This window comes from Acinetobacter sp. GRABPA_MV_2, assembly GCF_056725885.1.
In genome coordinates this window covers 130,218-144,688 of sequence record NZ_JBWZNA010000002.1, presented here as the reverse complement: position 1 = coordinate 144,688, position 14,471 = coordinate 130,218, and the positions used below count along the sequence as shown (strand labels likewise).

Below are 14,471 nucleotides of genomic sequence, written 5' to 3'. Positions count from 1 at the left end.
TAGTGGGATGAATAAAATTTCTAATTCAATGTATAAAATCAGGCCAAGCCTACGATCAGTGGTCCGAGTAAGGTTAAGAACACATTTGCTAGGGCATAGGTAATTGCAAATGGAACGGTCGGAATCGAGTTTCCTGCTTTGTCTAAAATTGCACCAAATGCAGGGTTTGCACTGCGTGAACCAGATAGTGCACCTGCCATTACTGCAACGTTGTCATAACGCAGAACATAACGAGCAAAGAGCATGGAAAGTAGGAGTGGAACCAGTGTTACCACAACTCCAATCATAAAGAGTGAAAGACCACTTTCTTTAATGGTTTGAATAGCTTGTAAACCTGATTGTAAGCCGACAGCAGCAACGAAGCCTGCAAGACCCAAATCTTTAAGAAGCTGTGAAGCCGCTAAAGGCATATTGCCATGCACCTGATTTCGACTTCGAATCCAACCAAACAGAAGACCTGATAGTAAAGCACCGCCACCAGCACCAAGAGTTAATGGCACATCACCCAAACGAATCACAAAAAGACCAATCACTAAGCCAACCACAAGGCCTGCACCATGGAAAATCCAGTCCGTTTTTAAACTTTCAGGTAGGGCTTTACCTGCTTCTTTCACCAAGCGGTCGAGGTCGCTTTTTGTTCCGTATACAGTGACCACATCGCCTTGTCGTAGAACAGTATCGTCACTTAAAGGTTGTGGCTCATCCTTACGCTTAATCGCAAGTACATAAATACCGTGCTTTAAATACGCAGGCGTATTGGCCTTAATGTCTCCTAAGGTACGGTTGAGATATTTGGAATTTCTTAGGATGACATCGCTGGTATCCATAATCATTTCCATACCTTGCGATGACTGTAATTCGCTACCGATTTGCTCGGCAACTGAAACCACACTGGCACGGCGACCAACCAATAAGATGACATCGTCTGTTTGTAAAGTTAGCTCGGGAGCGACATCAATAAACTGATCTTTACGTTTTAACCGTTCAATCGTAATACTCGGCTCTTTTGCTTCAATTTCCGCAATAGTTTGGCCATTGGCTTGTTTAACTTTATAAATACGGCCAACAATTTCGGGCATTGCCAGTTCTTGGCCTGGGGCTAATTCAAAAGCACCTTTTAGCCGCTCACTCTGAGCTTTTAAAGCATCGTCGTGAATTTCTTTACCCATAAATTTAGGTAAGATATTCACACAGACAATAATTGCTCCCAATGAACCAAAAATGTAAGTGACCGCATAGCCAATCGCGACATTTGCTTGAAGTCTTTGAATTTCTGCGAGTGGGAGATCGAGTCTAGAAATTGCATCTCCCGCAGTCCCAATAATGGCTGATTGAGTCATGCCGCCCGCAGCGAGACCCGCAGCCAAGCCTTTATCGAGATGAAAAATTTTAGCCATCACTAAAACAGTGACTAAACCACACACTGCCATGAATACTGCTAATAAAATTTCTTTTATGGACTGTGGACCCAGTGATTTAAAAAACTGAGGGCCACTTTCAAAGCCTACTGCGTAAATGAAGAGAGCAAATAAAATTGCTTTAACGCCGTTATCGACAGGTACGCCAATAAGACTTAAAACAACTGCGACGAGTAAGGAGCCTGCGACTCCGCCAAACTGAAACTTTCCAAACTGGAATTGTCCAATCCAGAAGCCTATTGCGAGTGATAAGAACAATAATATTTCGGGGCTGTGCTTTAAAACACCTTGTAACCATTCAATCATTTTGATCTCACTTTTATTATTAGATCTATCTTTAATATATAAATTTATTTATTTTTCATTTTTAAAATACAATATGAAAATTACTTAAGCAAACCTTTAAGTTTGGTGGTTTTCTTAAGTTTAATTATAAGAATTAATGAGTTTAAAATGCTTGTGATCCAAGGGGTGGTGGTAATTCTGAGTGTTTAAATCAACTATTAATTTTTTAATCATAGTTAAAATTTATTTACAATAATATAAAGAATATTTTATGAAATTAAAGCGTCTTGCTTATATCTAATCTTGAAAACAAGTTTTTAGTTTGTTGATATTTAAGTGATTAATTTTTAATTGTTAGGCTGGTCCTAATTTTTATATAAATTAAAAAACAATCTACTTAAAATTAATTTTTTGATAATTATGTCGCATAAATTAATTTTTAATATATTTAAATTAATCTTTATAATGATATTTATTTTTAAAGAAAAATATAAGATTTGAAATTGCCGTTCTTAAATGGAATGTATATTTGAATATGAAAGTGATTAATATTTTTATTTTATATCTTAATTAAAATTATCATATTAAAAAGAGAGGGTTATGGTTATTAAAAAACTTTAACTACTCTATGACCGCTCATATTTTTAAGTAAATCTCTGTCCGCCTCTATAACCAACACGCTATTCTTTTGTACTGTTTTCCCAATGACTCACATGCCGTACTGTTCAGAAATGCTAATTTTTTGATGGTTTCGTCCTGTCACATGCTGATCTCATATATTTTGGTCATAAAACTGTGTTATCTCAGCTTAAGCCTTTGACTTTTAGGTTCTATTTTAATTTGGCCACAGAATTTGTACAGATTATTCAGCAGTTTCAATAATATATTGAACAGTACACGGTAATTTTCATCTCAAAATTTATGATGACTTGGATAGTTTTTCGATTGATTTATATTTTAATTTACCTTAGTAATAAAAAGAGTTTTGTGTGACACAGTTAAAACTATAAATCTCAGAGTATAACTATGAAGCTTAAAGAATTAGCAGGTTGTGAGGAATGCGATACTGTCTATCGTAGAACCCCGCTTGCTTATGGAAAAAGAGCTTATTGCTTATGCTGCGGTGCTGAACTCTATCGGCACACCAAACCTTTTTCGACGCTGTTGGCTTTAATCTTAACGGCGTTGATCGTATTTGTTATTGCCAATAGCTTTCCTATTGTAAAAATTGAATTGCAGGGCAACATCTCTGAAACCACCTTACTTGGTGCGGTCTGGGTAATGTTTCATTATGATCGGGCTTTTGTTGGCATTCTTATTTTAATCACCACTTTTATTGTGCCACTTTCCTATCTTTTATTACTCTCCTATGTGTTGGGCACAGTAAGCGTATTGAAGAAAAGACCCACATTTTTAGTATTTGCCTTACGTACACTTTATTTTATGAGAGTGTGGGGAATGGTTGAGGTGTTCTTAATTGGAATCTTGGTCACGCTTGTGAAGTTAATGGGAATGGTGTTGGTGATTCCCGAGATTGCGTTATGGGCATTTGCGATTTTAAGTGTATTGTTGGTCTATATTACTTCCATAAAGGTGAGTGATATATGGAACGAAATTGATAGGTCACTGCCATGAAAACGATAAAAAATGTGACCCCAACACAAAGCTCACAGCAAGGGGCAGCGCTTAAGCAATACCCACGAGCCAAAGATCTCTCATTAATTGTCTGTCACTGCTGTGGCGTCGTAAATTCTGCTCAAAATGAAAAGAGACGACTCAACCAAAGCCATCAGGTGTTACGTTGTATTCGTTGTAATAGCGTGCTGCATTCACGTAAACCAGCGAGTTTAAATCGAACTTTTGCTTTAGTGGTGGCTGCGACCATTCTCTATATTCCAGCCAATGTACTTCCAATGACGGTGACTGACTCACTGTTGGGTAGCCAGCAAGATACCATCATGAGTGGGGTCATTTACTTTTGGCAAAGTGGAGACTATCTGGTTTCAGCGGTCATTTTCATGGCCAGTATTTTTATTCCCATGCTAAAGCTACTGATTTTGTATTTTTTATTGGTGGCGGTATATCTTCAACAATCGTCAGCATGGAAGTTTTTACCTGAGCAATGCGTTAAATTATATCGAGTTGTCGAGTTTATCGGCCGTTGGTCAATGATTGACGTATTTGTGGTGGCACTCTTAACAGCGCTCATTCAGATTCAGTCGCTTGCTACGATTTTAGCAGGGCCGGGTTCGATCGCTTTTGGTGCGGTTGTGGTGTTAACCATGTTTGCATCTTTAAGTTTTGACCCACGACTTATTTGGGATAACTTCTACGCATCTCAAAATACAAATAAACCTTCTACTTTTGCCTCAAACAAAACCAAGATTATTCAGGCTGAACACCCGCCGTTGAATAATGATTCCATTAATCCCAGTCAATAAAAGAACAATGAGTATGTCTGAAAATGAAATAACCCCTGGTAACTCAGATCGTCGTGATCCAGATGTTGAACTGGATAGCGTGAATGATTTGCCAGAACCCCAAGAAAAGAAAAGTCGGTGGAAGCCTCTTTTAATTTGGCTCATTCCATTGATTGCTCTTTTAATCGCGCTTTCATTAGCGATAAAAGCGCTCTTGTCTCACGGCCCGACCATTGACGTATCTTTTAGGACGGCTGAGGGATTGGTCGCAGGTAAAACAACGGTTCGTTATAAACAGGTGGATATTGGCGTAGTACGGCAGATTGATCTTTCAGAAGACCGTTCACACGTGATTGCCAGAATTGATTTGCGTAAAGATGCGAGTAACTTTGCCGCAAAAGATTCACGGTTTTGGGTCGTGCGACCTCGGATTGGGACGAGTGGGGTTTCAGGAATAGACACATTATTGTCAGGTTCATATATTGAAGTGGATGGTGGTAAGTCGGAAGAGAAAAAGCTCGAATTTACTGGCTTAGAAGTACCGCCAGTGATTACTTCCGATGTACCGGGCAAAGAATTTTTCTTAAATGCAGATGACTTGGGGTCTTTAGATGTCGGTTCTCCAATTTATTATCGTCGAATTAATGTGGGCCAAATTACAGCCTATAAATTGTCTAACGATGGTAAAACTGTAGAGCTACAAACTTTTATCCGTGCACCATATGATAAGTTTGTCACCACCGACGCACGGTTTTGGCAGGCGAGTGGTATTGATGTGAGCTTGAATGCTTCAGGATTTAGTTTAGATACTCAATCGCTGGCAAGTATTGTCGCGGGCGGTATTGCTTTTGGAATTCCTGAAAGTTCGCGTGCTACCACAGCGGCAAATCATAGTCGCTTTAATCTGTGGGATTCGAAAACTGAGGCATTAAAAGAACCGGATGGACAACCTCGTGGTGTGATCATGTACTTTGATCATTCATTACGTGGACTGTCTGTTGGCGCACCAATTGATTTCATGGGCATTGAAATTGGTAATGTTAAATCGATTAATGCAGAGTTTTATAACAACTATAAGCAGATTCGTATGCGTGTTGAGGCGGTCATCTATCCGTCACGCGTTGAGAATAGGCAGGCACTCAATCCAAACAGCAATATTTTCAAAGATTTTGTTGAACATGGATGGCGTGCTCAAATGAGAACAGGCAACCTTCTCACGGGCCAAAACTATATTGCCCTAGATAAGTTCCCTAAAGCTAAGCCAGCCACATTACAAATTTTGAGTGATGACCGTGTGGTGATTCCAACTACACCAACCGAACTGAGTGGCTTACAAGCACAAGTTTCTCAGATTGCTGACAAGTTAACCAAATTCCCGTTAGTTGAGATTGGGCAAGATGTACGTAAAACGCTCAACAATATGAACACAGCCATTGAGTCTACCGACAAACTGGTTAAACAGTTAGATGGAAAAGTTGCACCTGGTTTACAAGCAACCTTAGACGATGTTCGTAAAACTGTAAGATCGTCAGAGTCTATTTTGTCGAGCGATGCGCCGTTACAACAAGACGTACGTAAAGCATTGCAGCAAATGACACGTGCGGCTGCTTCATTACAGTTAATGGCAGACTATATTGAGCAACATCCTGAATCAATTATTCGTGGTAAGACACCAGAGACCGATGATGAAAAATAAAAACACTCTATCTTTTCAACATCCTAAAGCAGCCAACTGGCTGCTTGGGAGCGGCCTGTTTTTAACGGCTGTTGCCATGACGGCATGTTCGAGTTCGCCAACGCCAAATTATTATACGATGTCCCCTAAAATTACTGCGGCTACAAAATCAACTGTGCAGGTGATTGAGGTATTACCCGTCGGGATTCCAGACCGATTGGACCGTGCGCCTTTGGTACTCCAAGACAGTAGTGGTAAGTCTACGGTGTTAAACAATGAACGCTGGACATCGACCATGGGTACGCAATTACGCGATACCTTGTCGGCGGGTTTACAGCAAAAATTAGGGGCAATTGACAGTTATAGCAGTGGGCTAGCTGGAAATAATCAGCCTTTATATCGAGTTTCTACAGACTTTTCTCATTTTGATATTGTAGATAAAAGCTATATTAATATTGCGGTGTCTTGGGTAGTGAAGCGTCAAATACCGCCCACTCAATTAGAGTCAAATAATGCAAAAGTCATCACGAATGCAGGATCTCAGCTCAATTGTCGAATTGCTTTTAAGCAGCCAATTGATCAGAAAACTAAAAAGATGGAAGGTATTGTGAATGCTTCAAGTGAAGCAATGACTCAAATCATTAATACGGTTTCTTCTTCAATTGTAGCGCTAGATTCAAACAAAAAATCCGTTATTAGCAATGGTGTTTGTTCTTAATATTAAATCTATACACGTTTTATCCGGTTAAATGCCGGATAAAATTTGATAACTCCATCCGGTTTTGAGTTCTTTAGTTGTTGGTTAAAAGCTGTGAGGAAAAATTTACTCATGTGAGTGTTTTAAATCCCATCCTTTTTCAATACAAATTTGATCAAATGATCTTGCAAGATCGGCTAGGGTAGTTTCTTTTAAACGTTGAATCAAAATCGCGTGTGCAGCTTGAATACTTGTATCTAGAGCTGCATTGACGACTTGTTCTACAGCACATTCCGGATTTTTTCTTTCATTGCCGATTGCAAAAATTGTAGGTTCACCAACAGCCTTATAAATATCAAGAAGCGTAATTTTTTCTATATCTCCTATTAAGTGCCAACCACCGCCAGGCCCTTTCTCTGATTGTACAAAGTTAGCCTGTTTTAACCCAATCATGGTACGACGAATAACTACAGGATTAGTTGATAACATTTTGGCAATTTCTTCAGAAGTAAAACTGCGATTTTGCCTCGCCATGTGTAAAAGCACATGAAGTATTCGGGAAAGTTTATTGTCTGTACGCATAAGCACAAAAAAACAGCGCGATCAATAGAATGTATAAAATGTAACATGAAAAGTTGCAAATTAAAATAAAAGGCATTAATGTAACTTCATAAGTTACTTATTGAGGGTGAATAAAATGCTGTATGACGTTGCGATTATTGGTGGCAGTTATGCGGGTTTATCAGCAGCAATGCCGTTGGCCCGTGCACGTAGAAATATTGCGATAATTGATGCAGGGCAAAGAAGAAATCGTTTTGCTGAATATTCTCATGGATTCCTTACCCAAGATGGAACTCAAGCTAATGAAATTGTTGAAATTGCAAAAAAACAATTAGAAGTTTATAGCACTGTTGAATGGCAAAATGGGAGAGTTAAAAAAATTGCAAAAATAGATGAAGGTTTTTGTATTTGTATTGATGGAGTGTATTCCATTCAAACTAAAAAAATTATTATTGCGGCAGGAGTTAGTGATCAGTTGCCAGAAATAGCGGGTTTGGCTGAAAGATGGGGGAAAACGGTTTTTCATTGTCCATATTGCCATGGATACGAGTTAGAAAAAGGAAAAATCGGTATTTTGGCCACGTCAGAACACAGCTTACAATTGGCGATGATGCTGCCTGATTGGGGCCCAACCACGCTTTTACTTAATGGAAATGATCAACTCATTCATACAGAATGGCATACTTCCTTACAAAAACGTGGAGTGATTGTAGAGCCATGTGTTATTCAGGAAATCAGAAGTGAGGCAGAGATTGTGTTTACCGATGGAAAGGTTATTGCTCTGGATGGACTGTTTATTCCAACACGTACATATATTACTCAACCTTGGCTGGCCGAGCTTGGATGTGAAGTCGAAGACACGCCGTTTGGACAAATAATCAAAACAAACGCGACAAAAGACACCACGGTAAAAGGGATTTTTGCTTGCGGTGATATTGCACGTTTAGGTGGTTCGGTTCCATTCGCAGTTGCAGATGGAATGATGGCAGGGGTAAGCGCTCACCGTTCGCTTATTCTTAATGGTTCATCGTAAATTAGGAAAACTGCATTCTCTAAGATCATCACTAATGCAGGATCTCAGCTCAATTGTCGAATTGCTTTTAAGCAGCCGATTGATCAGAAAGCTAAAAAGATGGAAGGTATTGTGAATGCTTCAAGAAGCAATGACTCAAATCATTAATACGGTTTCTTCTTCAATTGTGGCGCTAGATTCAAACAAAAAATCGGTTATTAGCAATCGTGTTTGTTCGTAAAACGCATCGTTTTTAACCAACCCCTTTATTTGTGAACAACAGATAAAGGGGTTTTATTTTTAGTTGCCTCTATAAGTTGAATAACCGTAAGGGCTAAGTAATAAAGGAATATGGTAGTGATTTACGCTTCCATCGACTTTAAAAATTACTGGAACCTCGGCAAAAAAAGTTTGTTGTTTGTTCTTCTTAAACCAGTCTTCAGTTTTAAAGGTAACTTTATAAACTCCTTGCTCTAGTTTTTTATTTTCTGGATAGAGCGCAGTAATACGACCATTTGAATCGGTCACTTGCTGATTGAGTTTAACCCACTGGTTATTGGTATTTTTTTCTAAAACCACTTCAACTTGAGAAGAGGGTAAACCCGTCTCTAGGTTTAACACATGCACACTTAGTGGATTAGTTTGTGCAAATGTAGCTGAAGCTATAAATAATGAAGATAAAGCAATAAATGATTTAGTCATGATGAACTCCTTATGAATGAAAAACGGTTTCAATGGCTTTGCTTGCGCATTGATTGTCATTCTGTGCGCCGCCAGCACCCGCAACTCCAATAGCACCGATCACTTGGTTCTCAAAACGGACAGGTACGCCACCGCCTAACAAAAGTAAATTTGCTACGGTAGTTAAATTTTTTGCATCGGGGTTTTGGTTACTGTTTTGGCTTAAAACTAAGGTCGATGTTTTGGTAGATAACGCGGTATAGGCTTTTTTCTCGGCAGCCATTAAGTTATGCGGGCCCACCAACTCATGCCGTTCGGCAGTTAATGGATTACCACCGCGATCTACAACAACAACCGCAATGTTTTGATTTAATTTTTTGCATGCCTCTTTTGCACTGTCGGCTAGCAGGTGGGCAGTTTGAAGATCTAACGAATAAACTTGATTCAAAGCAGGGGGCTGTGCAAAAGTACTATTACCGAATAGCACGGCTGATAACATCAGCCAGTTCAATTTTTTCATGATGATTGCCTCTATGTCGCTTTGAAAATCTTAAACAAATTGCTTAATTTCAAGCATGACAATCACATTACAAAGTTGTCATCTTTCAAATGAGTCTCTACAAAATGCGTATCCTTATTATTGAAGACGAGATCAAGATCGCCACTTATTTGGTCAAAGGATTAAAAGAGTCTGGATATCAAGCGGAGTGTGTTCACTTAGGGCTGCAAGGTTTGGAAATGCTAAAGAGAGAACAATATGACTTGCTTATTCTTGATGTCATGCTGCCGGACATAGACGGCTGGAGCGTATTACAAGTCCTACGCCAGTTTTCAAAAATTCCGGTGATTTTTTTAACGGCGAAAGATCAGGTGATGGATAGAGTGAAAGGGTTAGAGTTGGGTGCAGATGATTACTTGGCTAAACCATTTTCCTATATTGAATTGTTGGCACGTATTAAAAGTCTGTTAAGACGACAACAGTATCTGCAAGAAAACGAGTTGTCTATTAGTGATTTAAAAATGGATGTGGTCGGCCATAAAGTATGGCGTAACGGAAACTTAATTGAACTGAGTAAAACCGAATTTAATTTGTTGCGTTATTTATTGCTCAACAAAGAGCAAATTGTGACACGCAGACAAATTGGTTCCGAAGTTTGGAATATTAACTTTGACACTGATACAAACTTTATTGATGTAGCTGTACGCCGTTTACGAAGCAAAATTGATGAGGGATATGAATTAAAACTTATTCATACCATACGTGGCTTGGGCTATAAAATTTCGGTTAGCTTATGAACTTTAAATTTCTACGTTCTCTTGAAGTCCGTATTACATTACTGGTCACGCTTTGTTCTGCCTTAATTTTATGTTCAGTCGGCTTTATGACCTATTTGGGTATTAACCAGATTTTATTAAAGCAACAAGATAAAGCTTTAGCAGACAGAATTAACCGTTTGGAAATTTTGCTACAAGATAGCGAAAATGTAGAGCAAATCATTGCGCGGCCTAAGCTGTATCAAAACATGCTTGGCAATCAAGACAACTTATTTCTGCTTATTCATAAAGACAAAACTTTAATTAATATCAATCCGCTTCACATTCAACTACCTGAACTTGCACAGCGCGACAGTCTTCAATTTCAAGATTTAGCTAACAACTCATATCCAACGCGCATTGCTTGGAAATCCATAAAAATTAATAACGAACCTTATCTGCTCATTGCAGGTAAACAATGGTCGGAACGCATTAATATTCTTTTACCTTTTCAAGAAAGTCTCTTGATGTATGTGGTCGGGGGCGTGTTTGCGATCTTTGTGCTTTGCATTTTAGTGTGTCATTTAGGTTTAAAGTCGCTACAACAGCTTCGCAAGCAAACTCATTCTATTAACGTAAATCAGCTACAAAAACGGTTAAACCTCCCAAATTCACCTTTAGAAGTTGATCTGCTTTCAAAAGATATAAACCACATGCTTGAGCGTATTGAAAAGGGCTATACGCAGCTCAACCGTTTTTCTGAAGATATCGCTCATGAGTTCCGCACACCTTTAAATAATCTGATTGGGCAAACCGAGATTGCTTTAACTGGCGAACGTTCGGTTGAGCAATATGAAGATTTGCTGGTGTCTCATTTAGACGATTACCACAGATTAAAACGCATGATTGATAGCATGCTTTTCTTGGCAAGAGCCGATCAGAAAATGGTGCTTGTAAATAAACAAGAAATAAATATCCAAGATGTTATTGATAGGTTATGCCAGATTTTTGAATATCAGGCCGAGGAACAAGACTGTCATTTTAGTTTTAACTTAGAAGCTCAAACGTTATTTGCAGATCCTGAGCTTTTTCAAAGAGCCGTTTATAACCTGATTTTAAATGCGTTGGTTCATGGTGGTGACAAGCGAACTATTTATATCGCAACAAAACATAAGATGATTGAGCATAAGCAATGGGTGAGTCTGACTGTGGTAACGGGTGGTATTTCAATTGCTGAACATCAACTTGAGCATCTTTTTGAAAGATTTTACCAATGCCATTCAAGTCGAAGTGATGAGAATCAAACAGGTGGATTAGGTTTGTCGATTGTTGCTTCAATTATGGATCTACATCATGCCCGCTATCGAGTTTATAACACCGTCGAGGGTGTGTGCTTTGAGCTTGATTTTCCAGTTGCAGATGCACTAAAGAAATACAATTAAATCCTTATTAATGTTGCTTAATTTTTAAAATTCACACTTTGTTCACAGCCCTCTGACGTATGTTTAAACGTATGAAATAAACAGAAGAGGGCAATCATGAAATTATTATTTAAATCACTTGTCATCAGCAGTAGCCTTGCGGCGGTCAGTTTAATGCTTCCTTTGAGCACCTTTGCAGACACCAATACTAAACCTGTCGCTGTTGATTCTATTGATATTAATAAATACGCAGGTAAGTGGTATGAAATTGCGCATTTACCGATGTTTTTTCAGCGTAATTGTGTAGCCAATACAACTGCAAACTATTCTATTAACGCGGACAAAACCGTTGGTGTTTTAAATAGCTGTACGACAAAAAAAGGCGAAATGATCTCATCTGAAGGAGTTGCTTATCCGCAAAATGAAGGCAACAGTAAATTGAAGGTGAGCTTTTTACCTTCTGGTCTTAGATGGATTCCTTTTACAAAAGGCGATTACTGGGTTTTAAGAGTTGACCCAAATTATCAGGTCGCTTTAGTGGGTGGCCCAAGCCATAAATATTTATGGATTCTTTCTCGTAGCCCTCAACTTGATGAGGCGACATATCAATCTTATCTGCAAACCGCAAAAAGCTATGGCTACGACGTTTCTAAACTCGTTAAAACAACACAGTCTAAATAGTGAAATGCTGGTTGCGTAGATGCTTATATTTATCTCGTAACCGAGTGAACTTCACATAAAATTCATTGCGCATTTTCTAAATTAGAACCAAAAGAAATGCTTTAGATCAGGAAGAATCAATGTCTAAATTTTTTCTGCGCTGGATCGATAGCTGGTCAGATTCAGAAAATGCGCAAGTGGGTGCTTCTAGCGAATATGTCATTGAAAAGAAAATTCAATGGTTAAGAATTATTCCTTTTATTTTATTACATATCGCTTGTTTAGCTGCATTTTGGGTGGGCGTATCTTGGTTTGCTGTGATCTTCATGCTGGGGTTTTATTTTCTTCGCATGTTTGCAATTACTGCTTTTTTCCACCGCTATCTTTCGCATAAAACTTTTCAGACATCACGTATTGTTCAATTCATTTTTGTACTGATCGGAACCATGAGTGCGCAGCGCGGACCTTTATGGTGGGCAGCCCATCACCGTTATCACCATCACTTTACCGACACCGATCAGGACCCGCATTCAGCAAAAGCAGGCTTTTGGTATTCGCATGTAGGCTGGTTTTTAAATGAGCAAAATTTTGCTACTCGAAAAAAAGTCATTAAAGACTGGTTGAAATATCCAGAACTGATTTGGCTAGACCGATTTAGTTTGCCTATTGTGATTTTGACGGCCTTAGCAATTTATGGTTTAGGTTCGTGGCTTGCACAACATTTCCCTGAGTTGGGTACCAATGGCTTACAACTTTTAGTGTGGGGATTTGTGATTTCCACTGTTCTATTAACACATGCAACCTTGTGTATTAATTCACTCGCTCATCGTTATGGCTCACGTGAGTTTAACACCCCAGATGATAGCCGTAATAACTTCCTACTTTCTTTAATTACCTTGGGAGAAGGATGGCACAACAACCATCACTTTTACGCAGGCAGTGTGCGACAAGGTTTTTATTGGTGGCAGATTGATATCACTTTTTATGTGCTCAAACTGATGTCTATATTTGGTTTGGTGTGGGGGCTAAAGCCAGTACCAGACAAGGTTTATCAATATAAAAAGATTAAAAATTTATCGATAGAAAAAATTGAAAACGGTGAAGTGTTATGAAAATTGCCATTATTGGTTCGGGCATATCTGGACTTTACGCGGCTTGGAGATTGTCAGAACTACATCAAGTCACTGTGTATGAAAAAAATAACTATTTTGGCGGTCATACTGACACTCACGAGCTAGAGATAGAAGGCACTAAAGTCGCGGTAGATAGTGGTTTTATTGTGTTTAATGACTATAACTATCCGTTATTTGCCAACATGCTTAAAAAATTAGGCGTAGAAACTCAAAGCAGCGATATGAGTTTTTCAGTGAATAATCTGGTCAGTGGACTTCAATATAATCCTTCAAAAAAATGGTCGCTCTTTGCCCGTCCGCAAAACTTTTTAAACCGAAAATTTCTGCAAATGCTCTCAGATTTGCTGCGTTTTTATGATGACAATAAAGATATAGATGTGGCAGATATTGATCCTAATTTATCGATTGAAGAGTATTTGGACTTTCACAAATATAGTCATGAGTTCCGTTATGAGCATCTTTATCCGATGTGCGGGGCATTATGGTCGGCTCCGGTTGAGCAGGTAGGGCAAATTCCATATCGATTTGTCGTGAGCTTTTTTCAGCATCACCGCATGCTACAGCTAAAAGAGCGGCCACAATGGCAAACAGTCAAACATGGTTCGGCAAGCTATATTCGTGCTATTCAAAAGAAATGCCGATCCATTGAGTGGAAATTTGCAGAAGTAAAAGCTGTGAGTCGTTTACCAGAAACTGTGTTGATCGAAACCGTTGAAGGGCAAGCACAATATGACTGGGTGATTTTTGCAAGCCACGCTGACGATAGCTTAAATTTAATTAAAGATGCGTCAGAACTTGAACAAGAAATATTAAGCCAATTTGGTTATCAAGATAATCGAATGGTCGTCCATCGTGATTTTTCAATTATGCCTAAAAGCCGTTTGCAGTGGGCAAGCTGGCATGTACATGTAACACCAACTTCTCAAGTTCAAAACGAAGTGTCCGACATACATTATGGTTTTACTTACTGGATGAATAATCTGCAGAATTTATCCTGTGTTACGCAAATTTTTTCTACTTTAAATCCGAATATGAAAATCAAAGCCGAAGACATTTTGGTTGAGCGGCAATACCGACATCCCGTATTTGATGCAAAAGCGATTCAAGCTCAATCTCGTTGGCACGAAATTAATGGGCAAAATCGTACTTCATTTTGTGGAGCATATTGGGGCTGGGGCTTTCATGAAGACGGCGCTCGCAGTGCAGCACGAGTTGTTGAGCAACTCTTAGCTTTATAAGAATAAATAAGGAGCT

Annotated in this window: 14 protein-coding genes and 1 pseudogene; 11 read left to right on the top strand and 4 right to left on the bottom strand. The window is 38.9% G+C overall.

Annotation, left to right across the window (positions count from 1 at the left end; all coding sequences use genetic code 11):
• Positions 1-38 precede the first annotated feature (38 nt).
• On the bottom strand, positions 39-1,724 hold the full coding sequence (aspT, locus tag ACXM0J_RS02470; protein WP_032005367.1) for an aspartate-alanine antiporter: 1,686 nt from the start codon (positions 1,722-1,724) through the stop codon (positions 39-41).
• A 1,005-nt stretch (positions 1,725-2,729) separates the two neighbouring features.
• On the opposite strand from aspT, the gene ACXM0J_RS02465 reads away from it, so the two are divergent.
• Genes ACXM0J_RS02465 through ACXM0J_RS02450 form a run of 4 tightly spaced genes read left to right on the top strand, consistent with a single transcriptional unit; the run spans position 2,730 to position 6,516 of the window.
• Entirely contained in the window at positions 2,730-3,338 is a 609-nt protein-coding gene (locus tag ACXM0J_RS02465) for a paraquat-inducible protein A (protein ID WP_005068380.1), read from the top strand.
• Positions 3,335-4,144, top strand: coding sequence for a paraquat-inducible protein A (locus ACXM0J_RS02460; RefSeq protein ID WP_086265878.1), 810 nt, complete (start codon positions 3,335-3,337; stop codon positions 4,142-4,144). The genes ACXM0J_RS02465 and ACXM0J_RS02460 overlap by 4 nt, the downstream gene beginning before the upstream one ends.
• Positions 4,145-4,151: 7 nt before the next feature.
• Positions 4,152-5,819 (top strand): PqiB family protein, encoded by a 1,668-nt coding sequence (locus ACXM0J_RS02455; protein ID WP_086265966.1) that lies wholly within the window; start codon positions 4,152-4,154, stop codon positions 5,817-5,819.
• Positions 5,809-6,516: a PqiC family protein gene (locus ACXM0J_RS02450; protein ID WP_199976161.1), complete on the top strand. Its 708-nt coding sequence runs from the start codon at positions 5,809-5,811 to the stop codon at positions 6,514-6,516. Before ACXM0J_RS02455 ends, ACXM0J_RS02450 begins: the two co-directional genes overlap by 11 nt.
• A 105-nt stretch (positions 6,517-6,621) precedes the next feature.
• On the opposite strand, the gene ACXM0J_RS02445 is transcribed toward ACXM0J_RS02450, so the two are convergent.
• Positions 6,622-7,077, bottom strand: a complete 456-nt coding sequence (locus ACXM0J_RS02445; protein ID WP_086265879.1) for an Rrf2 family transcriptional regulator — start codon at positions 7,075-7,077, stop codon at positions 6,622-6,624.
• 106 nt (positions 7,078-7,183) lie between these two features.
• On the opposite strand from ACXM0J_RS02445, the gene ACXM0J_RS02440 reads away from it, so the two are divergent.
• Complete coding sequence (locus ACXM0J_RS02440; protein WP_086265880.1) at positions 7,184-8,089, top strand: NAD(P)/FAD-dependent oxidoreductase; 906 nt, start codon at positions 7,184-7,186, stop codon at positions 8,087-8,089.
• 21 nt (positions 8,090-8,110) lie between these two features.
• Positions 8,111-8,309 (top strand): annotated as a pseudogene (locus ACXM0J_RS02435) (hypothetical protein); the annotation flags it as partial.
• 59 nt (positions 8,310-8,368) lie between these two features.
• Here the strand turns inward: ACXM0J_RS02435 and uraH are convergent.
• The gene (gene uraH, locus ACXM0J_RS02430; RefSeq protein ID WP_000167347.1) at positions 8,369-8,770 is read right to left on the bottom strand and encodes a hydroxyisourate hydrolase; all 402 of its coding nucleotides are present in this window, start codon (positions 8,768-8,770) and stop codon (positions 8,369-8,371) included.
• A 10-nt stretch (positions 8,771-8,780) separates the two neighbouring features.
• On the bottom strand, positions 8,781-9,248 hold the full coding sequence (locus ACXM0J_RS02425; protein ID WP_086265968.1) for a GlcG/HbpS family heme-binding protein: 468 nt from the start codon (positions 9,246-9,248) through the stop codon (positions 8,781-8,783).
• A gap of 125 nt (positions 9,249-9,373) precedes the next feature.
• Between ACXM0J_RS02425 and ACXM0J_RS02420 the strand changes: the two genes are divergently transcribed.
• From ACXM0J_RS02420 to ACXM0J_RS02400, 5 genes are all read left to right on the top strand, one after another.
• Positions 9,374-10,045 carry a heavy metal response regulator transcription factor gene (locus ACXM0J_RS02420; protein WP_086265881.1) on the top strand — a complete coding sequence of 224 codons (672 nt, stop codon included), beginning with the start codon at positions 9,374-9,376 and terminating at the stop codon, positions 10,043-10,045.
• Positions 10,042-11,445 (top strand): heavy metal sensor histidine kinase, encoded by a 1,404-nt coding sequence (locus ACXM0J_RS02415; RefSeq protein WP_086265882.1) that lies wholly within the window; start codon positions 10,042-10,044, stop codon positions 11,443-11,445. The genes ACXM0J_RS02420 and ACXM0J_RS02415 overlap by 4 nt, the downstream gene beginning before the upstream one ends.
• Before the next feature lie 96 nt (positions 11,446-11,541).
• Complete coding sequence (locus ACXM0J_RS02410; RefSeq protein ID WP_000770558.1) at positions 11,542-12,105, top strand: lipocalin family protein; 564 nt, start codon at positions 11,542-11,544, stop codon at positions 12,103-12,105.
• 119 nt (positions 12,106-12,224) lie between these two features.
• Entirely contained in the window at positions 12,225-13,196 is a 972-nt protein-coding gene (locus ACXM0J_RS02405) for an acyl-CoA desaturase (RefSeq protein ID WP_086265883.1), read from the top strand.
• On the top strand, positions 13,193-14,455 hold the full coding sequence (locus ACXM0J_RS02400; RefSeq protein WP_086265884.1) for an NAD(P)/FAD-dependent oxidoreductase: 1,263 nt from the start codon (positions 13,193-13,195) through the stop codon (positions 14,453-14,455). The genes ACXM0J_RS02405 and ACXM0J_RS02400 overlap by 4 nt, the downstream gene beginning before the upstream one ends.
• Positions 14,456-14,471 lie beyond the last annotated feature (16 nt).